The following is a 20,305-nucleotide window of genomic DNA, read 5'->3' as shown; positions in this document are numbered from 1 at the left end:
CCCGCTCCTGCCCAACAAGCTTACGAGTTGACGGCCTAGTACGCGCTCAGGAGATCGACCTTCGCATTCGCCAGCACCAGGCGCCGCGCCAGGATCGCGGCGAGATTGCGCATGATCTTCAACGACGTTTCCGGGTGCAGCCGGCGGTAATCGGCAAAGCTGTCGAGCGGCAGTTCGAGGCAGGTGACGGGCGTGTCGGCCAAGACGTCGGCGCTGCGGCTTTGCTCCAGGATCGCCATCTCGCCGAATTCCATGCCGGGGCCGAGGGAAGCGAGCCGAACGCCGCTGCGCAGCTTCACGCTGACCATGCCGCTCTGGAGAAAGAACAGCGAATTGGCGGGCTCGCCTGCCGCGATGATGCGCTGGCCGGCCGCGTAATGCCGCGTGGTCGACAGCTTGATGATCGCGGCGATCTCCTCGGCGTCGAGCTCGGCCAGCAGCGCCTGCTCGCCGAGATGCGCGCTCTCCTTGAGATCGGTGAAGCCGCCGAAGCGGTAGATCACCTGGTCTTCGGCCCATTCGATGGCATCGTCGAGCAGTGCGAAGCGGCGCAGCCGGCGCGGCTCGGCGGTGCGCGCGGCGATCGCGCTCCACACCGCGGAGTTGGTCTCGAAGCCGGACAGGATGGCGGTGACGCCGGCATTGCCGAGCGCGGCCAGCGTCTCGCCAAGCAGCGCAGCGCCGGCCGCGGTGATGTCGGGGACGCGGCGGAAATCGATGATCAGCAGCGGTGCGTTCGGCGGCTCGCTGGTGAGCCGTCGGGTGACGTAGTCGATGGTGGCGAAATTCATCGCACCGACCAGCTCGAGCACGCGGATGTCGCTGTGTCGTTCGTCGAGGATCTGCTGCTCGTGTGGCTGGCGGCTGCGGCGCGAGGAGATGCCGTAGACGTCGTAATCCGCCATGATGCTGGTGCGGACGTCGGCGTTGCGATTGAGCATGTGCAGGTCGAACCGCGCCGACAGCGCCTCGCAGACCTTCAGGCCGCGCACGCTGTTGAAATGGTTGTCGAGCAGCGGCGAGAACGTGCCGAGCCCGAGCTGCGAGGGCAGCGCCGCGACGATGCCGCCGCCGACGCCGCTCTTGGCGGGAATGCCGACGCGATAGGTCCACTCACCGGCATAGTCGTACATGCCTGAGCTCGTCATCACCGAGAGCGTGCGCGCGACGATATGCGGCGTGATCACCTGCACGCCCGTCACCGGATTGATGCCCCGATTGGCGAGCGTTGCCGCCATCACCGCGAGGTCGCGCGCGGTGACCAGGATCGCGCATTGGCGGAAATAGACGTCGAGCACGGCATCGACGTCGTCGGGCAGCACCGCGTAATTCCGCAGCAGCCACGCAATTGCCCGATTGCGATTGCCGGTCGCGGTCTCCGACGCGTGTACGACCTCGTCGACGCTGAGCTCGCGGCCGGCGAACGCGCTGAGCTTGGCGCGGACGCGCTCGAAGGCGCCCTTCCCTTCGACCTCATAGATAAGGCCCGAGCAGGCGATCGCGCCGGCATTGACCATGGGGTTGAAGGGACGGTTGTCGTTGGTGAGCCGGATTGAGTTGAAGGCCTCGCCGCTCGGCTCGACACCGATCGTGGCCGAGACGCGCGCCTCGCCGACCATCTCCAGCGCCAGCGCGAAGACGAAGGCTTTGGACACCGACTGGATCGTGAACGGCACCTCGCTGTCGCCGACCTCGTAGACATGGCCGTCGATGGTGACGAGCGCGATGCCGAAATGATCGGGATTGGCGCGCTTCAGCTCGGGAATGTAGTCGGCAAGCTCGCCGGAATTGTCGGTCCGGAATTCGGCGTGGCAATCGGTGAGGAAACGCCGCAGCGGCGGCTTGGTGGGATATCCGGTCGAGCGGGCTGGACCGGCTGCGCTGGCCGAATGACTGGTCTGGACGTCCACGGTCTCACACCTCGATTTGCCCAGAATCGAAGCAATTCGTGTGCCATGTATACCGGGCCGATGGTGTCGTGGTGGGGAGCAATGCCCCTTGGCGTCGCACCCTTCGCGGGCGGGCGTTATTGGGCGGCGTTTCGCGTGGCGGGCGGGGAGGTCCCGCCCACCACGCTTTTTATCCGCGTCAGGTGATCGCGATCGGACAGCCATTGCTGCCGGTAGCGCCTTTGATCGGCGATGGCGTGAAGCAGTAGACGAACTGGTACTTCTTGTCGGCAATCAACTCGTCAAAGATCAGGTTCTCGTGGTTGAGGATGCCGTGCTTGGTCTGCAATTCGGCGTGAACCACGAAGGCGAGCGACTTGTCCGGATTGGGCACCACTTCGACCGCCCAGGTGTCAGCCGCAGTCAGCGCGAGATCCTTCTCGATGATCCACTTCGCGGCATCGAGGCCGATTCCAGGCTCGCCGCTATTGTAGCGATCATTGTTCTTCATCCACAGGGAGCCCCAGCCGGTGTGGAACATGATCGCATCGCCTGGCTTGATGTCGCTCTCCGCGATGCTTTGCTTCGCAAGCGCCGCCTTGATATCGGCCGAGGTGATCTCTTGGCCCGCGTCCATCATGCCGCCCTTCAGCGCGACCATATCGATCAGGTGGGCGCGTGTGAACAGCGGCTTGAGCTTCTCGGCGCCAAGCTTCTTCAGGCCGTAGGCGTCGCCAATCTCTGCGGCGCTGAAGCCGTTGTAGAAGCGCATCTCGCTCTTGTCGCCGTCCTTGCCCAGCTGGATACCGATATGGCCGAGCCCGTCGAATTGTGTACCGGTCTGGCCGATTTCGGTGGCGAGAAACTCGTCGTGATAGACGAGCTTGTTGTCGCCGAACGGGCCGCCAGTCGGCCCGCCGGGAATGCGCAATGAGAATGCGCGGGCGCCGAACAACGGCATGCCTTGCTCGTAGACGCGGCCGATCTTGTAGATCTTGCCATCCTTGATCCACTTCACGGCATCGAGAACCTTCGCCGGGGTGATGTGGTTCGACGCGCCCGCCTCGTCGTCTTTGCCCCATTTTGAGGGCCACCAAGGCTTGTCCACGCCCTTTGGCATCGCCGCGGTTTGAGCCTGCGCCGCGGTAATCGGTGCGAGTGAGAACTTGCCGTGCATCGCACCTGCGAATGCCGCCCCAGCCGCACCGGCAATGCCTGCCGTGCGGAGCAAGGTCCGCCGATCGGTCGCGGCACCGCCCTTCTCTTCATCGCCTTTGGTATCGTCCATCGTTTCCTCCCGGGGTTTGCCCGCTGAGATCGGGCTTAAGATCCTGTTTTCGGAATGCTCGTCCTCCATTAGGCTGTTGTCCAGCGACAAAAATAAGACCAGGGTTGAGGATCGCCGATGAGCCTGTTCGAGAGCGACAAATCCGCCGAGCGGACTCCGGTGTCACTGATCACCGGCTTTCTTGGCAGCGGCAAGACGACACTGCTCAACCGCCTGCTGCGCCATGACGCGATGAAGGACAGCGCCGTCGTCATCAACGAATATGGCGAGGTCAGCCTCGACCACCTCCTCGTGGAACGCGTCGACGGCGAAGTCGCCGTGCTTGCGAGTGGTTGTATTTGCTGCACTATTCGCAGCGATCTGGAAGACACCCTGCGCGCGCTGCTGGTGCGCCGCGATCGTGGCGAGGTACCGCCGTTCCGCAGGATTTTGGTCGAGACAACGGGGTTGGCTGACCCCGCTCCCATTGCTCAGCTGCTGCTGAACAACCCTTTGGTCTCGCATTTTCTGCGGCTAGACACCGTGGTGACGACCGTCGACGCAGTCAATGCAGCGCGGCAGCTCGACCGCCAATACGAGGCGGTGAAGCAGGTCGCGCTCGCCGACCGGCTGCTGATCACCAAACGCGATTTGGTCAAGGACACTGACACATTGGACTTGCGGCTTCGTCGGCTCAATCCTGGCGCCAGGATCGAGAGCGTGGTGCATGGCGAGGTCGATCCGGCCCAACTGTTCGGCGCTGCCCTCATTGACCCCGAAAAGAAGACAGCCGATATCGAGCGCTGGCTCAACGAACAGGCGTTCGCCGACGTCGCCAAGGCGGCGCATGAGCGCGCCCATCATCACGGTGACGGTCATGCCCATCACGAGCATCACAGCCACGATGCATCGATCCTTAGCTTCATGATCGCATTCGACGATCCCCTTGACTGGATGGCCGTATCGCGCTGGCTCGCGCATCTGCGCGCCACCCGGGGAGAGGACCTCTTGCGGGTCAAGGGCATCTTGAATCTTCGCGATGAAGCGACACCGATCGCGGTCCATGGCGTCCACCACGTCTTCCATCCGCCGGTGGCGCTTGCAAAATGGCCCGATGCCGACCGCCGTTCGCGCATCGTGTTCATCACCCGTGGCATTACGCGCCACGAGGTGCTTGACCTCTGGCAGGAGGCCCACGCGGGCGCCTGAGTTCCGCAAAGACCGCTCGCGAAGCTTTTTGAAGGGGCGACGCTTCTCCCGGACGCGCCTCAGACGCGGGCGTCTGACGGGGCCCGCTGCCGCAGCATGCGGGCACAGACGAGGCCCAGCACCACCATGATCGCGGCGCTTGCGAGCAACGTCGGCACCTTGCCGCCATGCTGGAGCCCGAAGCCATAGGCGAGCGGTCCCACCGTCTGCCCCATGAAGAAGAAGAACGAATGCAGCGACATCGCTGTCGCGCGCGCACCGATCGACAGCTCGCTGGCGAACACCTGCAGGCAGCCATGGATCATGTAGAAGCCCCAGCCCATCGCCAGCATGCTGACGAATTGCAGCTTCCAGCCGGGACCGAAGGCGAGCGCGCCGAGCTGCAACGCCACGAGGCTCGCGCCCGCGATCATCATGCCCTTGACGCCGAGCCGCGGCAGCATGCGCGAGACGGTGAGCGTGTAGAGCAACCCGCCGACCGCAAATCCCGCGATCACGATGCCCGCGATCGAGAGGGATTTCTCGCCGAGCTCGAACAGGAACGCGGCGATGAAGGGAAACAAGCCGAACACGCAGCAGCCTTCGACGAACACGGCCGAATAGCTGTAGCGCGTGTTGGGATTGGAGAAGATCGTGCGGTAGCCCTGCCGCAACGTCCTGAAATCCGTCTTCGGCGGCGCCGTCAGCGCGGCCCCGCGAAATCCTGCCGCAACCGCCACGGCCGCGATCAGCCCGAGCGCGCCGAGGATCACCAGCACGCCGCGCCAGCCGATGAAATCGCCGATGATTCCGCTGGCGGACGAGCCGAGCAGATTGCCGGTCATCGAGCCCGCCATCGTGCGCCCGATCGCAACCTGCCGCTTGGCCGGCGCAACGAGATCGGCGGTGAGGCCGAGCGCGACAGGAAACACGCCGCCTGCGGCGATGCCGGCCAGGATGCGGCTTGCGAACAATCCGGAGAAGGAGGTGGCGAGCGCGCCGAGGATGCAGGCAACGCCCAGCAGCGCCAGGCACGCCGTCATCAATCGCGCCTTGCCGAACAGATCGGCCGCCGCTCCGATCGCCGGCTGAACCAGCGCGTAGATCAAGGCAAAGCCGGCCGCGATGCTGGCGGCCGTCGTGATGCTGATCGCGAAATCATCCGCGACATGCGGCAGGACGGGATCGAGCGCGCGCGTCGACAGTGCGGCCGAGAAGCCGGCGAGCGCAATGATGTTGATCGCGGGCGGAAATTTCTGGTCGGACGACGGCCTGGTCACAGGCTGGTGCATCAGCGCATGGTGCTCTTTGACGTCGTCTTGGCCAGCGCATCGAACGCCATCAATCGCGCGACCAGCCCCTCGAACTCGCGCAGCGGCACCATGTTGGGGCCGTCCGATGGCGCGCGATCGGGATCAGGATGGGTCTCGATGAAGACGCCGGCAACGCCGACCGCGACAGCTGCACGCGCCAGCACCGGCACGAATTCGCGCTCACCGCCCGAGGACGTCCCCTTCCCGCCTGGCTGCTGCACCGAATGGGTGGCGTCGAAGATGACGGGCGCGCCGGTGCTGCGCGCAAGGATCGGCAGCGCGCGCATGTCGGACACGAGCGTGTTGTAGCCGAATGAGGCGCCGCGCTCGGTGACGAGCACGTTCGGATTGTTCGCGCTGGTGATCTTGGTCACGACGTTGGCCATGTCCCAGGGCGCCAGGAACTGGCCCTTCTTGACATTGACGACCTTGCCGGTCGCAGCCGCCGCCAGCAGCAGATCGGTCTGCCGGCACAGGAAGGCCGGAATTTGCAGGATGTCCACCGCCTGCGCCACCTCGGCGCATTGCGTGGCGTCGTGCACGTCGGTCAGCACGGGCAAGCCGAGCGAGGATCGGATCTCCGCGAAGATCGGCAGCGACTGCGCAAGACCCAGCCCGCGCGCCGCCGCCGCGCTGGTGCGGTTGGCCTTGTCGAACGAGGTCTTGTAGACGAGGCCGATGTTCAGCCGCGCCGCGATCTCCTTCAGCGCGGAGGCGACCTCCAGCGCATGCTCGCGGCTCTCCAGCTGGCAGGGCCCAGCAATGACCGAGATCGGCAGATCATTGCCGAATTTGACCCTGCCGACGGTGACGACCGGCGCTGCTGACGTCGAAGAGCTCAAGGCAAATCCCTCGTTTCGGCGCGACCATAGCCGCCATGAGGGTCGGATCAACCCCTCTTCCGCCCGGGCGGTCCGAATATCAGGGTTGCGCCAGGGTCCCCCCAGCCGCGCTGGCGTTGGCTATTTCACCGCCGAGAAAGCGGTCGGCGCCAGGATCTGGCTGACGATATTGGCAACGATCTGCCCGTCGGATTCGCTCTCGGCGCGGGCCTTCATCCAGTCCGGATCGGTCATGAACGCGGCCCACTTCTTCTCGCGCTCGGCGAGGGAGTCCCAAGCGAGGAAATAGGTCAGCTCCTGGTTGGATTCACCGATCACGGTCGTGAAGAACCCCGCCTGCTTGATGCCGTGCTTCTCCCAGATCTTCAGCGTGGCAGCCTCGAACCGCTTGAGCAATGCCGGCAGGCGGCCGGGCAGGCAGCGATAGACGCGCATTTCGTAGATCATTCATGGTCCTCCCTGACAGGAGCGGCGGTTATACCCGCTGGCCACAACTCTGTCTTGAGCCTCGCCCGGGCGCCCCTCATGGCGTTTCGTGCATAGCTCGATAGCAGGGGGCCGACGCTCTTGATAATGTACGCTCGGTCCTGGCGTATCAGCCGCCGACGGCCCGAGAGCAATCGGCGAAACGACCGAAGCGATCAAAGGAGGCAGAGGCAATGACCTATTTTGATCTCGGACCGTACAGCCGCAAAATCACCACGACTTCGCCTGATGCGCAGCTCTGGTTTGACCGAGGGCTCAATTGGGTGTTCGGATTCAACCACGGCGAGGCGATCAAATGTTTTCGCAAGGCGCTCGAGTTCGATAACAGCGGCGCCATGGCGCACTGGGGCATCGGCTACGCCGCGGGTCCCAACTACAACCTGCCCTGGGTCCGCTATGACGCACAAGGCCGTCAATTGGCGCTCGCTGCATCATACGATGCGACGCAGGACGCGCTCGCGCAGGCGGACAAGGCGAGCCCGGTCGAGCAAGCCCTGATCCGCGCCCTGTCTGCGCGCTATCCGCAGCGTGAAGCGATCGAGGACATGGCGCCGTGGGACAAGGCCTTCACGCGAGAGATGCGAAAGGTCTTCGCCACGTATCCCGACGATCTCGAGGTCCGAGCCATCTTTGCCGAATCGATCATGAACGAGACGCCGTGGCTGATGTGGGACCTTGAGTCTGGAGAACCCACCAAGGGCGCCGGCACCGAGGAATGCAGGGCCGTGCTCGAACAAGCTTTCGATCGATGGCCGGCTGCGTGGAATCATCCGGGACTGCTTCATCTCTACGTCCATCTCATGGAGATGTCGCCCTTCCCGCAACGGGCGATGCGGGCTAGCGACCGGCTGCGCGCGATCGTCCCCGATAGCGGCCATCTGATCCACATGCCGACGCATCTCGACGTGCTGTGCGGGCAATACAACGACGTCCTGCTCTACAATCAGAAGGCGCTGACGACCGACCGCAGGTTCCTCGCTTATTCGGACGATCCGGGTGTCTACCTGGTCTATGTCATCCACAACTTCCACTTTGCCATCTACGGCGCGATGTTCCTGGGTCAATACGCCCCCGCTATCGCAGCGGCCGAGGAACTCATTGCCACCGTGCCCGAGCCAGTGCTGCGCATTCAATCGCCCCCCATGGCGGACTTCCTGGAAGGCTATTTGACGATGAAGCAGCACGTTCTCGTGCGTTTCGGCAAATGGCACGACATCATTGCCCAACAGCTGCCGGAGGATCGCGAGCTATACTGCTCGGTGACGGCGATGATCCACTACGCCAAGGCGGTGGCTCATTCGGCGCTTGGCCACGTCGCCGACGCCGAAACTGAGAAAGCGTTGTTCGCACAGGCGAAGACGCGCGTGCCGGAGAGCCGGCTCGTGCACAACAACAATGTCGTCGCCCTGCTCGGCGTGGCCGAAGCCATGTTGAATGGCGAACTGGAATATCGCAAAGCCAACTACGACTTTGCGTTCGCTGAGCTGCGTAGATCCGTCGCGCTCAGCGACGCCCTGCCCTATGACGAGCCGTGGGGATGGATGCAGCCACCGCGTCACGCACTCGGCGCGCTGCTCCTGGAACAGGGACGGATCGAGGAAGCCGAGGCGGTGTACCGTTCCGATCTCGGCCTCGATGGAAAGCTGAGCCGAGCCTGCCAGCATCCCGACAATCTGTGGTCGCTTCACGGCTTGCACGAATGTCTCATGCGGCGTGGCGACAAGACCGAAAGGCCGCTGATCAAGCAGCGACTTGACCTCGCCCAGTCGCGGGCGGAGGTGCCGATCAAGGCATCTTGCTTCTGCCGCAGGATGGACATCGCGGCCGCGTAGCCGGACGTGCGAGCAAGACTTCGTCAGGGAAGACCGAGCCGGCTACACCAGCCGGCTCTGCACCATCGCCGCCTGAATGAACGAGGCGAACAGCGGATGCGGCTCGAACGGCCGCGACTTCAGCTCGGGGTGGAACTGGACGCCGATGAACCAGGGATGATCCTCGTATTCGACGATTTCAGGCAGCACGCCGTCGGGCGAGAGCCCTGAGAATTTCAGGCCGTGCTGCTCGAGGCGGTCCTTGTAGGCGGTGTTGACCTCGTAGCGATGGCGGTGACGCTCGGAGATTTCGGTCGCGCCGCCATAGACCTGCGAGACGCGGCTGCCGCGGTTGAGCGCTGCCGGATAGGCGCCAAGCCGCATCGTGCCGCCGAGGTCGCCCGCCTGCGAGCGCTTCTCGAGCTCGTTGCCGCGCAGCCACTCCGTCATCAGGCCGACCAGGGGCTCCTTGGTCGGGCCGAACTCGGTGGAGTTGGCGTCCTCGATGCCGACCAGGTTTCGCGCGGCCTCGATCACCGCCATCTGCATGCCGAAGCAGATGCCGAAATACGGCACGTCGCGCTCGCGCGCGAACTGCGCCGCCTTGATCTTGCCTTCGGCGCCGCGCTGGCCGAAGCCGCCGGGCACCAGGATGCCGTTGACGTGCTCGAGGAACGGCGCCGGATCTTCCTTCTCGAAGATCTCGCTCTCGATCCAGTCGAGATTGACCTTCACCTTGTTGGCGATGCCGCCATGCGAGAGCGCCTCGATCAGCGACTTATATGCATCCTTCATGCCGGTATACTTGCCGACGATGGCGATGGTGACGTTGCCTTCGGGGTTGCGGATGCGCTCGTTGATCTGCTGCCAGCTGCGCAGCTCCGGCGGAATCCGCGAGGCGATGCCGAAGGCGGCGAGCACTTCGTCGTCGAGGCCCGCATTGTGATAGGCCTCGGGGACCGCATAGATGTTGTCGACGTCGCGCGCCTCGATCACGGCGCTTTCGCGCACGTTGCAGAACAGCCCGAGCTTGCGCCGCTCCTCCTTCGGGATCTCGCGGTCGGTGCGGCAGAGCAGGATGTCCGGCTGGATGCCGATGGAGCGCAGCTCCTTCACCGAGTGCTGCGTCGGCTTCGTCTTCAATTCGCCGGCGCTCGGAATATAGGGCAGCAGCGTCAGATGGATGTAGACGGCATGGTCGCGCGGCAGCTCGTTCTTGAGCTGGCGGATCGCCTCGAAGAACGGCAGGCCCTCGATGTCGCCGACGGTGCCGCCGATCTCGACCAGCACGAAGTCGTAATCGTCATTGCCGTCGAGAACGAATTCCTTGATGGCGTTGGTGACGTGCGGAACCACCTGGATGGTCGCGCCGAGATAATCGCCGCGGCGCTCCTTCGAGATGATGTCCTGGTAGATGCGTCCCGTGGTGATGTTGTCGGCCTTGGTCGCCGGCCGGCCGGTGAAGCGCTCGTAGTGACCGAGATCGAGATCGGTCTCCGCGCCGTCATCGGTCACGAACACTTCGCCGTGCTGATACGGCGACATCGTTCCGGGATCGAGGTTGAGGTAGGGGTCGAGCTTGCGGAGGCGGACCTTGTAGCCCCGGGCCTGCAGCAGGGCACCCAGTGCCGCCGAAGCCAAACCCTTGCCGAGCGAAGAAACCACGCCGCCGGTGATGAATATGTACCGCGCCATGGGACTTAACCTCTAATCCCTCGAATTCGATTCGCCAAAGCGATTCGTATTCCGCCCCAAAGATTTTGCGGGCCTGTGGGTGATCCAGAACTGAGAGTGGTGACAGTGCCTTGATGGGGATTGTTGATGCAGGACGGTAGCCATCGCCCTGCATGGCCCCCCTGCTTTATTGCGAGCGTGGCACCTGAGGACCGGTCGGAGCCGGTGCTTGCTGCTGCTCGTCGGCCTTCTTCAGCGAATCCAGGATGCCGCCCGAGGTCGGCGGCGCGATCGGCGATCCGCCGGCCGGCTGGGTCTGCGCGGGCTGGCCGATGATCGATGACGGCTTGCGGTCGTAACCGGCATACCAGGACAGGAACAGGCTGGTGAGAAAGAAGCCGACGGCGAGGATCGCCGTGGTCCGAGTCAGCAGGTTCGCCGTGCCGCGGCTGGACATGAAGCCCGCGCCGCCGCCCATGCCGAGCCCGCCGCCTTCCGACTTCTGGAGCAGGACGGCACCGATCATGACGGCGACGATCATGAGGTGGATGACGATGACAACGGTCTGCATGATATCCTTCCGTCACAAGCGGGCGGCGCCTGACGGCGGCCGATCGCGCTTCGCGGGTTTTCCTGAAGTTGCGCGGTGTTACACGATCGGACGTGGCAATGCCACCCCCGATCGGGCCCGGACCCACGGTTCGGGTTGGCAGCGCTTAGTTAGGACAGCCCTTGGCAATGGCAAGGAAATCGGCCGCTTTCAGGCTGGCGCCGCCGACCAGGGCACCGTTGACGTTTTTCACCGCCATCAGCTCGGCTGCGTTCGAGGGCTTGACCGAGCCGCCATAGAGAATCCGCATCCTGGCCCCCTCGCCCTTGAACCTGGAGATCAGGAACTCCCGGATAAAGCCATGAATCTGCTCGACATCCTGGGCCGTGGGGGTCAGGCCCGTGCCGATCGCCCAGACCGGCTCATAGGCCACGACCAGATTGGCCGCCGTCGAGCCATCCGGCAGCGAGGCGTCGAGCTGCCCGCGCAGGACGTCGAGGGTCTGGCCCGCATCGCGTTGGCCCTGCGTTTCGCCGATGCAGACGATCGCAATGGCCCCGGCGCGCCAGGCCGCCTCGGCCTTCTGCCGGATCAGCGCATCGCCCTCGCCGTGGTCGGCGCGGCGCTCGGAATGCCCGACAATAACGGCCGTTGCGCCTGCATCCACGAGCATTTCGGCAGCGATATCGCCGGTATGGGCGCCGGAGGCCTTGGGATGGCAGTCCTGGGCCCCGACCGCAACCTTCTTGCCGCGCGCCTTCTCGGCAAACGCCACAATCAGGGTCGCCGGCGGGCAGACCAGCAGGTCGGCCTTGCCAGCCACGTCTGCCGCGCCGTTGAGCATGGCGTCGAATTCGACAGCCTGGGCCTTCAGGCCGTTCATTTTCCAGTTGCCGGCGATCAGCGGTCGGATGGCGTCGGTCATGTCAGTTTCCAGCGATACGGGGTTTGTCCATGCGCTAGCAGAGGACCTGCCGCAGTTCCAGATTCTTGTTTTGACGCGTTTTCGTGGCGCGAACCGGGCTCCGCTTCGCTTGAAAACGCTTTGGGACTCTTAACCGCAGCTTCTCGCCGTCGCATGAGGCGAGGTTGCGGGGGGAAAGCCGCCACTTTATGATGATCTATCAATTTGGTGACGCGCTTTTGCGGAATCTGCATTAAGACGCGCTCCGTTCCCCTCCTGACCAAACAAGTTGGACCAAATGCTCCGAGGAATGCGTAAGGCCTCATCGAACTGGCTCGGCAAGACCATTATGGCCGTGGTGATGGGCGTGTTGATCGTCAGTTTCGGCATTTGGGGCATCGCCGACATCTTCAAGGGCTTCGGGCAGTCCACGGTGGCCAAGATCGGCCGCACCGAGATTTCGCTCAACGAGTTCCGTCAGATCTACACCGACCGCCTGCAGCAGATCAGCCGCCAGTTCGGCCGTCCGCTGACGCCCGACCAGGCGCGCGCCTTCGGCCTGGATCGCCAAGTGTTGCAGCAGACCATTGCCGAGGCCGCCCTCGACGAAGAGGCGCGCCGGCTCGGACTTGGCCAGTCCGACGAGCAGATCCGCCAGCTCATCATGAACGATCCCAACTTCAAGGGCGTCGGCGGCAATTTCGACGCGAACCGCTTCCAGGCCTTGATCCGCAACTTCGGCTACACCGAACAGCGCTATGTCGCCGAGCAGCGCAAGGTGTCGCTGCGCCGGCAGATCACCGGCACGGTCGGTGCCGGCCTCGAGCCGCCCAAGGCCATGATCGACGTGCTGACGCGGTTCCAGAACGAGCAGCGCGCCATTGAATTCGCCAAGCTCGATGCTGCGCAGGCCGGCACCATCGAGGCGCCCTCGCCCGAAGCCCTCGCGACCTATTTCGAGGACCACAAGGTCCAGTTCCGCGCGCCCGAATATCGCAAGATCGCCTTCGTCGTGATCTCGCCGGAAGAAATCGGCAAATGGACCGAGGTCTCCGATGAGGATGCCAAGAAGATGTTCGAGCAGCGCAAGGACCGGCTCGGCACGCCGGAGAAGCGCCAGATCCACCACATCGTGTTTCCCAACGAGGCCGAGGCCAAGGCGGCACGCGAGCGCCTCGCCGGCGGCATGTCGTTCGAGGACCTCGGCAAGGAGCGCGGGCTGAGCGCTTCCGACGTCGATCTTGGACTGGTGGCCAAGTCGGCGCTCGATCCTGCGGTCGGGACTGCTGCCTTCGCGCTTCCGGCCGGTGAGATCAGCCAGCCGATTCAGGGCGCCCTCGGCACCTCGATCGTCAAGGTCGACAAGATCGAGCCGGGCGTGGAAGCCGATTACGCCAAGCTCGCCGGCGACATCAAGCGCGAGATCGCGACTGAGCGCGCGCGGCTCAAGGTCGCCGATCTCCGCGACAAGATGGAAGACGAGCGCGGCGGCGGCTCCAGCGTCATCGACGCGGCGCAGAAGCTCGGCCTCACTGCCGTGACCATCGAAGCCGTCGACCGCTCCGGCCGCGCCCCGAACGGCCAGCCGATCGCCAACATCCCGCAAGGCCTCGACGTGGTGTCGCAGGCCTTCAACACCGACGTCGGCGTCGACAACGACGCGATCTCGTTCAAGGGTGGTTATGTCTGGTACGACGTGCTCGCCATCACGCCCTCGCGCGACCGCAATCTCGACGAGGTCCGCGACCAGGTCGAGGCGCGCTGGCGCCAGGACCAGATCGCGACCAAGCTGAAGGCCAAGGCGACCGAGATGGTGCAGAAGCTCGAATCGGGCGGCAAGCTCGCCGACGAGGCGGCCGCGGTTGGCACCAAGGTCGAGACCGCGACCGGCTTCAAGCGCGACGACTCGCCCGCCGGCGTGCCCGGCACCGTCGTGGCGGCGGCCTTCCGCACCGCCAAGGATGGCATCGGACAGACGGCCGTGAGCGGCGGCAGCGAGATGATCGTCTTTCGCGTCACCGAGATCATCGATCCCGCGGTCGACTTTGCCTCGGACGCGGTCAAGAAGCTGAAGGAGAGCCTCGAGCGCGCCCAGACCGAGGAGCAGGTCGCTTCCTACGTCAACAAGCTTGAAACCGACATCGGGACCACCATTAATCAGGCCGCCTTCGCGCAGGTGACCGGCGCGAACCAGTGAGTTGAAAGCACGCGATGGACGACCTGAAATCTATCATTGGAAAAGTGGCGACCGGCGCCAGCCTGTCGCGTGACGAAGCCGCTTCCGCCTTCGATGCCATGATGAGCGGCGAGGCCACGCCCTCGCAGATGGGCGGGCTTCTGATGGCGCTACGGGTGCGCGGCGAGACCGTGGACGAGATCACCGGCGCGGTCGCGGCGATGCGCTCGAAGATGCTGACCGTGCAGGCGCCGCCCGAGGCGGTCGACATCGTCGGCACAGGCGGCGACGGCTCCGGCTCGGTCAACGTCTCGACCTGCGCGTCCTTCATCGTCTCGGGCGCCGGCGTGCCGGTGGCCAAGCACGGCAACCGCGCGCTGTCGTCGCGCTCGGGCGCCGCCGACGTGCTGGCCTCGCTCGGGGTGAAGATCGATCTCAAGCCGGGGCAGGTCGGCCGCTGCGTGCGCGAATGCGGCATCGGCTTCATGTTCGCCCCCGCCCACCATCCCGCCATGAAGAACGTCGGCCCGACCCGCGTCGAGCTTGCCACGCGTACGATCTTCAACCTGCTCGGCCCCCTGTCCAACCCGGCCGGCGTGAAGCGGCAGATGGTCGGCGTGTTCTCACGGCAATGGGTGCAGCCGCTGGCGCAGGTGCTCAAGAACCTCGGCTCCGACTCCGCCTGGGTGGTGCACGGCTCCGACGGTCTCGACGAGATCACCCTCACCGGCCCGACCTTCGTCTCCGCGCTCCACAACGGCGAAATCCGGAATTTCGAGGTGACGCCGGAGGAAGCCGGGCTTCCGCGTTGCGAGGCCGGTGCGCTCAAAGGCGGTGACGCCGACGCCAATGCGATCGCGTTGCAGAGCGTGCTCGACGGCAAGCAGAGCCCCTATCGCGACGTGGCGCTGATCAACGCCGCCGCCGCGCTGGTCGTGGCCGGCCGCGCCAAGGACCTCAAGGAAGGCGTCGCGATCGGCGTCCGCTCGATCGACAGCGGCGCGGCCAACGCGAAGCTGAAGCACCTGGTCGCGGTCTCCAACAGCTGAACTCCCGCATGTCTGACATCCTGACCAAGATCGAGACCTACAAGCGCGAGGAGATCGCGGCGGCGAAGCGCGCGCGTCCGCTCTCCACGGTCGAGGCGCAAGCCAAGGCCGCCTCCGAGCCGCGCGGTTTCCTGCGCGCGATCAAGGCCAAGCACGCCAAGGGCGGCTACGCGCTGATCGCCGAGATCAAGAAGGCCTCGCCCTCCAAGGGACTCATTCGCGCCGATTTCGACCCGCCGGCACTCGCAAAGGCCTACGAGGCGGGCGGCGCAGCCTGCCTGTCGGTGTTGACCGACACGCCCTCGTTCCAGGGCCATCTCGACTTCATGGTGGCCGCGCGCGAAGCAACCTCGCTCCCCGTGCTGCGCAAGGATTTCTTGTTCGATCCCTACCAGGTGGTCGAGGCGCGCGCACACGGCGCCGACTGCATCCTGATCATCATGGCGGCGCTCGATGACGCCGCCGCCAGGGAGCTCGAGGACGCCGCCATCGCCCATGGCATGGACGTCTTGATCGAGATCCACGACCGTACCGAGCTCGACCGGGCGCTGAAGTTGCGGTCGCCGATGATCGGGGTCAACAACCGCAATTTGCGTACCTTCGAGACCACGCTGGCGACCAGCGAGGCGCTGGCGCCGCTGATCCCCGCGGATCGGCTGATGGTCGGCGAGAGCGGCATCTTCACGCAAGAAGACCTCGCCCGGCTGGAGCGCGTCGGCATGTCGACCTTCCTGGTCGGCGAAAGCCTGATGCGGCAGGCCGACGTCACGGCGGCAACACGCGCGCTGCTCGCGCGCGAGGCGACGGCGCGCGCGGCGGGCACGCGCTGAGATGGCGCGCAAGCCAGCAAAGACCAGGTCAGCCAAGACGAAGCAGGCCAAAGCCAAGGCCGGCCCCGCCCTCACCCATATCGGCGCCTCCGGCGAGGCGCGGATGGTCGACGTCTCGGACAAGCCCGCGACGGAGCGGCTTGCGGTCGCCGAGGGACGCGTCGTCATGACCAAGACGACGCTCGATCTGATCGTGTCCGGCAACGCCAAGAAAGGCGACGTGCTCGGCACCGCGCGCATCGCCGGCATCATGGCCGCCAAGCGCACCTCGGAGCTGATCCCGCTCTGTCATCCGCTCGCGCTGTCGAAGGTCATTGTCGACATTGAGCCTGACGCAAAGCTGCCGGGCTGCGTGGTGCGGGCCAGCGTGAAGGTGACGGGACCGACCGGCGTCGAGATGGAGGCGCTCACGGCGGTATCGGTCGCCTGCCTCACCATCTACGACATGATCAAGGCAGTCGAGCGCGGCGTTCGCATCGAGGGCATCCATCTCGTCGAGAAGCTCGGCGGCAAATCCGGCCATTACCGCGTCTGAAGCGGGCTTGCGTTGACGCGCCGCTTTCGCGCCGCGCGCATGGATTGCTTTTGCGCGCGACCGTTCACGTTTCGTTAACCGCGCTTCCTAACTTAACCTCCACACCGTCCCCGTAAACCAACGGGTGTTCTCAGGCTCATGAATTGATCCTGACGTGTGCGCGGCAACGATCCAGCATGAAGATGAAATTCGGCAGTCGTCTCTTTGACCAGGTCTTCGTGCGCAGCGGACCGATCCGCTGGCTGGTGGTGGGCGGCACGCTGCTGATCGCGGCCATCGCCATAGGCTCGGTGCTGATGGCGCAGAACTTCCGCGAGCGGGCGCTGCGCAATTCCAGCCGCGAGCTGGAAAACACCGTGCTGCTGCTCGCTCATCATTTCGATCAGCAATTGCAGGACTTCGCGGTCATCCAGAAGGATTTCGTCGATCACGTCCGCACCACCGGAATTGCGACCGGAGAGGACTATCGCAAGCGCCTCTCCGGCGAGGACGTGCACCGGATGCTGCGGTCGAAGATCGAGGCGCTGCCTTATATGGGCGGCGTCAACATCATCGATGCCGAAGGCAATCTGATCAATTCGTCGACGGCATGGCCGGCCCCAAAGGTGAATGTTGCCGATCGCGCCTACTTCCGCACCTTCAAGTACGATCCCTATGCGCCTGATGTCCTGATCGAGCCGCTGCACAGCCGCATCTCCGGCGCATGGACCATTCTGGTGGCGCGGAGGGTCGTCGGACCACGCGGCGAGTTCCTCGGTATGGTCGGACGCGGCATCGAGCCCGCCAATTTCGAAAAATTCTTCGCCTCCGTCGTGCTCGGCGAAGGCGCGACGATCTCGATGCTGCATCGCGACGGCACGCTGCTCGCCCGTTATCCGCATTCCGGCGAATTGATGGGACGAAACTTCAAGACCGGTCTTTTCGAGCATCAGAGGGTGTTCGGCCTCGATCATTTCGCCGGCCGCGTCAACAGCCCCATCGATGGTGAGGACCGGCTGATCTCCTCCCATGCGCTGCCCCACTTCCCGATCCTGATGATGGCCACCACCACGCGCGCGGCGGCCCTGGCGGATTGGCGCGAGCAGATCGGCATTCTGATCTCGGTCGCGGCCTCTTCCGCGCTCGCGATTGCAGGCGTGCTGATTGCCGTCGTGCGCAAGCTGCTGGAGCAGCACCGCCTTTCGCGCGAACGGCTGACGCTGGAAAAGCAGCGGCTGGACCGCGCCGTCAACAACATGACGCAGGGCCTCCTGCTGTTCGACGCCGGGCAGCGGCTCATCGTCTGCAACCAGCGCTACATCGAGATGTACGGTTTGTCGGCCGAGGTCGTGAAGCCCGGCTCAAGCTTCCGCGACATCATCGCCCATCGCAAGGCAACCGGCTCGTTCACCGGCGACGTCGACGCCTACGTCGCGCGCGTCCTGAAGGACATCCATCTCCGCAACTCCATGGTGGTCGATACCGCCGATGGCCGCTCGATCCACATCCTCAACGAACCGCTCGCGGATGGCGGCTGGGTGGTGACCCATGAGGACGTCACGGAGCGCCGTCGCATCGAGGAGCGCATCACCCACCTCGCCCATTACGACGCGCTGACGGACCTGCCCAACCGCGCCATGTTCCACGAGCATCTGCGGCAAGAGCTGGCCGCGGTCGGCGACGGCGAGCAGATCGCGGTCCATTACATCGACATCGACGAGTTCAAGGGCGTCAACGACGCGCTCGGCCATCTCGTCGGCGACGAGCTGTTGAAATCGATCGCGGCGAACCTCCGCCGCTGTGCGGGTCCGGAGGACTTCGTGGCACGACTCGGCGGCGACGAATTTGCCATCGTGCAGGGCGCGGTGACGTCGTTGGATCAGGTCAACGAGCTCGTCGCGCGCGTCTTCGACACCATCCGCACACCTTTCGACTGCATGGGCCATCATCTCACCAGCGACGCCAGCATCGGTATCGCGCTCGCGCCGGAGCACGGCACGGCGCTCGACCAGATCCTGAAGAATGCGGACATGGCCATGTACGCGGCCAAGTCCGCCGGACGCCACACCTACCGCTTCTTCGAGCCGGACATGGACGCCAAGGTCCGCGAACGCCGCCAGCTCGAGGGCGACCTTCGCCACGCCATCGCGCAAGCAGGTCGCGAAGGCGGGCTCGAGGTCTATTACCAGCCCTGCCTCGGCCTGAAGGACGACCGCATCACCGGCTGCGAGGCGTTGGTGCGCTGGCGCCATCCCGAGCGCGGCTGGGTCTCGCCGGCCGATTTCATCCCGATCGCCGAAGACACCGGCCTGATCAACGAGATCGGCGAATGGGTGCTGGCGACCGCCTGCCGGGATGCGGCAAGCTGGCCCGACGACATCCGCCTCGCCGTCAACGTCTCGCCGGTGCAGTTCAAGAGCGGCACGCTGGCGCTGAAGATCATGGCGGCGCTCGCCGCGTCGAACCTGCCGGCGAGCCGGCTCGAGCTCGAGATCACCGAGGCGGTCCTGATCCGCGACGACGATGCCGCGCTCGCGATCCTGCACCAGCTCCGCGCCATCGGCATACGCATCGCACTCGACGATTTCGGCACCGGCTACTCGTCGCTGAGCTATCTGCACCGCTTCCCGTTCGACAAGATCAAGATCGACCGCTGCTTCGTCGACGACATCGCCCGCCCCGACGGCTCCGCCAGCATCGTTCAGGCTGTCGTCAACCTGGCGACCGCCCGCCGCATGACCACGACGGCCGAGGGCGTCGAGACCGAGGAGCAGCAGCGTCTGCTGCGCACGCTCGGCTGCTCCGAGATGCAGGGCTACCTGTTCAGCGCCGCCAAGCCCGCCGGCAAGATGCTGGAGCTGTTCGCGCTGCACCGTAGCCGGCTCCCCCACGCGACGGCAGCGAGAGCCGCCGCCGCGAGGTCGGCTAGGTCGGACCTCGGTTGTCGGCGCAACGGCACTCCCAGAAGCTTTCCTCCAGGCAGACGACGCAGGTTTGCTCGAGGCGCTCCTTCAGCGCTTGTCGTGCCCTGTGAAGCCGAACGGTCAGGTTGTTCATGGTCACGCCGAGGTCGGCGGCAACGGATTCCCGCGGCTCGCCGCCGAGATCGATCCTTCGAATGACTTCGGCGTGCTCTGGCTTCAACAAGGACAGATGAACGTGGAGGCACTCGCAGACTGCGGCATTCGCCGCGGCGTCCTGCTCGGCCGGCAGCCGATCGTTGAGCTCATGCGGGAACGGCATCTCCCTCGTCCTGCTCCTTGATGCCTGGCGGTGGAAGTCGGCGATGGTCGTCGCCAGAACCCGGCTCAGCCAGCCTCGAACCGAGTCCGCGTCGCGAATGTCGCCGGACCGCTCCAATGCGCGCAACATGAATAGCTGGAGCACCTCTTCCGCTTCGGCCCGACCGCCAAAGCGTCGCTGCAGATAGCCGCGCAGGCGATCGTAGCTGCCGACGAGCGCGGCACGAACGACCGTGTCCTGCACGTCCGGGGAGCCGGCCGCCTGTACCGGCAGAGTCTCGTTACGCGATTTCATGACCCATCGTCCTTGCATGCCATTGGAGAGATCGCTTCGTTGCAGCGAAATTCGTCAGATCGCGCGCAAGCGCGGTCCGCCGAGGCAGCAGCTCCCGAGAGAGTCGTGAACGATCGTCGTCGTGATTGCGCGTCGGCCTCGCTATGGCGCGAGCCAATGATCGCCCCGTCCACGTTCTTCTGCTCAACGCGCAGCGTCACGCGAGTGCCTGGCGCATCGCCATCATCCGCCGGGTACGGCACCCGTCACAGACGTGTCCATCCGCGCTCGGACCT

General features: G+C 64.9%; 15 protein-coding genes and 1 pseudogene. 7 read left to right on the top strand and 9 right to left on the bottom strand.

What is annotated here, in order from left to right; genetic code table 11:
• Nucleotides 1-35: 35 nt before the first annotated feature.
• Nucleotides 36-1,910, bottom strand: a complete 1,875-nt coding sequence (gene glsA, locus ACNJYA_RS18440; protein ID WP_439367279.1) for a glutaminase A — start codon at nt 1,908-1,910, stop codon at nt 36-38.
• A gap of 178 nt (nt 1,911-2,088) precedes the next feature.
• Nucleotides 2,089-3,177 carry a cyclase family protein gene (locus ACNJYA_RS18435; protein WP_439367277.1) on the bottom strand — a complete coding sequence of 363 codons (1,089 nt, stop codon included), beginning with the start codon at nt 3,175-3,177 and terminating at the stop codon, nt 2,089-2,091.
• 117 nt (nt 3,178-3,294) lie between these two features.
• Between ACNJYA_RS18435 and ACNJYA_RS18430 the strand changes: the two genes are divergently transcribed.
• On the top strand, nt 3,295-4,365 hold the full coding sequence (locus ACNJYA_RS18430; protein WP_212257204.1) for a CobW family GTP-binding protein: 1,071 nt from the start codon (nt 3,295-3,297) through the stop codon (nt 4,363-4,365).
• Nucleotides 4,366-4,424: 59 nt separating this feature from the next.
• Here ACNJYA_RS18430 and ACNJYA_RS18425 read toward each other — a convergent pair whose 3' ends face one another.
• From ACNJYA_RS18425 to ACNJYA_RS18415, 3 genes are all read right to left on the bottom strand, one after another.
• Nucleotides 4,425-5,636 (bottom strand): MFS transporter, encoded by a 1,212-nt coding sequence (locus tag ACNJYA_RS18425; RefSeq protein WP_212257205.1) that lies wholly within the window; start codon nt 5,634-5,636, stop codon nt 4,425-4,427.
• On the bottom strand, nt 5,636-6,499 hold the full coding sequence (kdsA, locus tag ACNJYA_RS18420; RefSeq protein WP_212257206.1) for a 3-deoxy-8-phosphooctulonate synthase: 864 nt from the start codon (nt 6,497-6,499) through the stop codon (nt 5,636-5,638). The genes ACNJYA_RS18425 and kdsA overlap by 1 nt, the downstream gene beginning before the upstream one ends.
• A 120-nt stretch (nt 6,500-6,619) precedes the next feature.
• The gene (locus tag ACNJYA_RS18415) at nt 6,620-6,946 is read right to left on the bottom strand and encodes an NIPSNAP family protein (protein WP_212257207.1); all 327 of its coding nucleotides are present in this window, start codon (nt 6,944-6,946) and stop codon (nt 6,620-6,622) included.
• Nucleotides 6,947-7,158: 212 nt separating this feature from the next.
• Between ACNJYA_RS18415 and ACNJYA_RS18410 the strand changes: the two genes are divergently transcribed.
• Nucleotides 7,159-8,817 carry a hypothetical protein gene (locus ACNJYA_RS18410; protein WP_212257208.1) on the top strand — a complete coding sequence of 553 codons (1,659 nt, stop codon included), beginning with the start codon at nt 7,159-7,161 and terminating at the stop codon, nt 8,815-8,817.
• Nucleotides 8,818-8,859: 42 nt separating this feature from the next.
• Here the strand turns inward: ACNJYA_RS18410 and ACNJYA_RS18405 are convergent, their stop codons facing one another.
• From ACNJYA_RS18405 to tpiA, 3 genes are all read right to left on the bottom strand, one after another.
• Nucleotides 8,860-10,491, bottom strand: coding sequence for a CTP synthase (locus ACNJYA_RS18405; RefSeq protein ID WP_212257209.1), 1,632 nt, complete (start codon nt 10,489-10,491; stop codon nt 8,860-8,862).
• Nucleotides 10,492-10,657: 166 nt separating this feature from the next.
• Entirely contained in the window at nt 10,658-11,041 is a 384-nt protein-coding gene (secG, locus tag ACNJYA_RS18400) for a preprotein translocase subunit SecG (RefSeq protein WP_172783619.1), read from the bottom strand.
• Between the two features lie 145 nt (nt 11,042-11,186).
• Entirely contained in the window at nt 11,187-11,945 is a 759-nt protein-coding gene (tpiA, locus tag ACNJYA_RS18395; protein ID WP_212257210.1) for a triose-phosphate isomerase, read from the bottom strand.
• 277 nt (nt 11,946-12,222) lie between these two features.
• Between tpiA and ACNJYA_RS18390 the strand changes: the two genes are divergently transcribed.
• The 5 genes from ACNJYA_RS18390 to ACNJYA_RS18370 all read left to right on the top strand — a co-directional run bounded on the left by ACNJYA_RS18390 (nt 12,223) and on the right by ACNJYA_RS18370 (nt 19,615).
• Entirely contained in the window at nt 12,223-14,121 is a 1,899-nt protein-coding gene (locus ACNJYA_RS18390; RefSeq protein WP_212257211.1) for a SurA N-terminal domain-containing protein, read from the top strand.
• A 14-nt stretch (nt 14,122-14,135) separates the two neighbouring features.
• Nucleotides 14,136-15,149 (top strand): anthranilate phosphoribosyltransferase, encoded by a 1,014-nt coding sequence (gene trpD / locus ACNJYA_RS18385; RefSeq protein WP_172783616.1) that lies wholly within the window; start codon nt 14,136-14,138, stop codon nt 15,147-15,149.
• Nucleotides 15,150-15,157: 8 nt separating this feature from the next.
• The gene (gene trpC, locus ACNJYA_RS18380) at nt 15,158-15,979 is read left to right on the top strand and encodes an indole-3-glycerol phosphate synthase TrpC (RefSeq protein ID WP_212257212.1); all 822 of its coding nucleotides are present in this window, start codon (nt 15,158-15,160) and stop codon (nt 15,977-15,979) included.
• A 1-nt stretch (nt 15,980) separates the two neighbouring features.
• Nucleotides 15,981-16,514 carry a cyclic pyranopterin monophosphate synthase MoaC gene (gene moaC / locus ACNJYA_RS18375; RefSeq protein ID WP_271506510.1) on the top strand — a complete coding sequence of 178 codons (534 nt, stop codon included), beginning with the start codon at nt 15,981-15,983 and terminating at the stop codon, nt 16,512-16,514.
• A 176-nt stretch (nt 16,515-16,690) separates the two neighbouring features.
• Complete coding sequence (locus ACNJYA_RS18370) at nt 16,691-19,615, top strand: bifunctional diguanylate cyclase/phosphodiesterase (protein WP_439403350.1); 2,925 nt, start codon at nt 16,691-16,693, stop codon at nt 19,613-19,615.
• Here ACNJYA_RS18370 and ACNJYA_RS18365 read toward each other — a convergent pair.
• A pseudogene (locus ACNJYA_RS18365) lies at nt 19,554-20,030 on the bottom strand (RNA polymerase sigma factor); the annotation flags it as partial. The gene ACNJYA_RS18370 and the pseudogene ACNJYA_RS18365 overlap by 62 nt on opposite strands.
• Nucleotides 20,031-20,305: the final 275 nt, after the last annotated feature.

Source organism: Bradyrhizobium sp. BLXBL-01 (assembly GCF_051853025.1).
Taxonomy (GTDB): Bacteria; Pseudomonadota; Alphaproteobacteria; order Rhizobiales; family Xanthobacteraceae; genus Bradyrhizobium.
Note: the sequence above shows the minus strand (reverse complement) of the source record. Positions and strands in the feature narration are given on the sequence as shown.

What these genes read in the sequence shown, in the direction of transcription:
- ACNJYA_RS18435 (WP_439367277.1), bottom strand. Translation starts at nt 3,177, where the DNA reads ATGGACGATACCAAAGGCGATGAAGAGAAGGGCGGTGCCGCGACCGAT.
- ACNJYA_RS18430 (WP_212257204.1), top strand. Translation starts at nt 3,295, where the DNA reads ATGAGCCTGTTCGAGAGCGACAAATCCGCCGAGCGGACTCCGGTGTCA.
- ACNJYA_RS18425 (WP_212257205.1), bottom strand. Translation starts at nt 5,636, where the DNA reads ATGCACCAGCCTGTGACCAGGCCGTCGTCCGACCAGAAATTTCCGCCC.
- ACNJYA_RS18415 (WP_212257207.1), bottom strand. Translation starts at nt 6,946, where the DNA reads ATGATCTACGAAATGCGCGTCTATCGCTGCCTGCCCGGCCGCCTGCCG.
- ACNJYA_RS18410 (WP_212257208.1), top strand. Translation starts at nt 7,159, where the DNA reads ATGACCTATTTTGATCTCGGACCGTACAGCCGCAAAATCACCACGACT.
- ACNJYA_RS18405 (WP_212257209.1), bottom strand. Translation starts at nt 10,491, where the DNA reads ATGGCGCGGTACATATTCATCACCGGCGGCGTGGTTTCTTCGCTCGGC.
- secG (WP_172783619.1), bottom strand. Translation starts at nt 11,041, where the DNA reads ATGCAGACCGTTGTCATCGTCATCCACCTCATGATCGTCGCCGTCATG.
- tpiA (WP_212257210.1), bottom strand. Translation starts at nt 11,945, where the DNA reads ATGACCGACGCCATCCGACCGCTGATCGCCGGCAACTGGAAAATGAAC.
- ACNJYA_RS18390 (WP_212257211.1), top strand. Translation starts at nt 12,223, where the DNA reads ATGCTCCGAGGAATGCGTAAGGCCTCATCGAACTGGCTCGGCAAGACC.
- trpD (WP_172783616.1), top strand. Translation starts at nt 14,136, where the DNA reads ATGGACGACCTGAAATCTATCATTGGAAAAGTGGCGACCGGCGCCAGC.
- trpC (WP_212257212.1), top strand. Translation starts at nt 15,158, where the DNA reads ATGTCTGACATCCTGACCAAGATCGAGACCTACAAGCGCGAGGAGATC.
- moaC (WP_271506510.1), top strand. Translation starts at nt 15,981, where the DNA reads ATGGCGCGCAAGCCAGCAAAGACCAGGTCAGCCAAGACGAAGCAGGCC.
- ACNJYA_RS18370 (WP_439403350.1), top strand. Translation starts at nt 16,691, where the DNA reads ATGAAGATGAAATTCGGCAGTCGTCTCTTTGACCAGGTCTTCGTGCGC.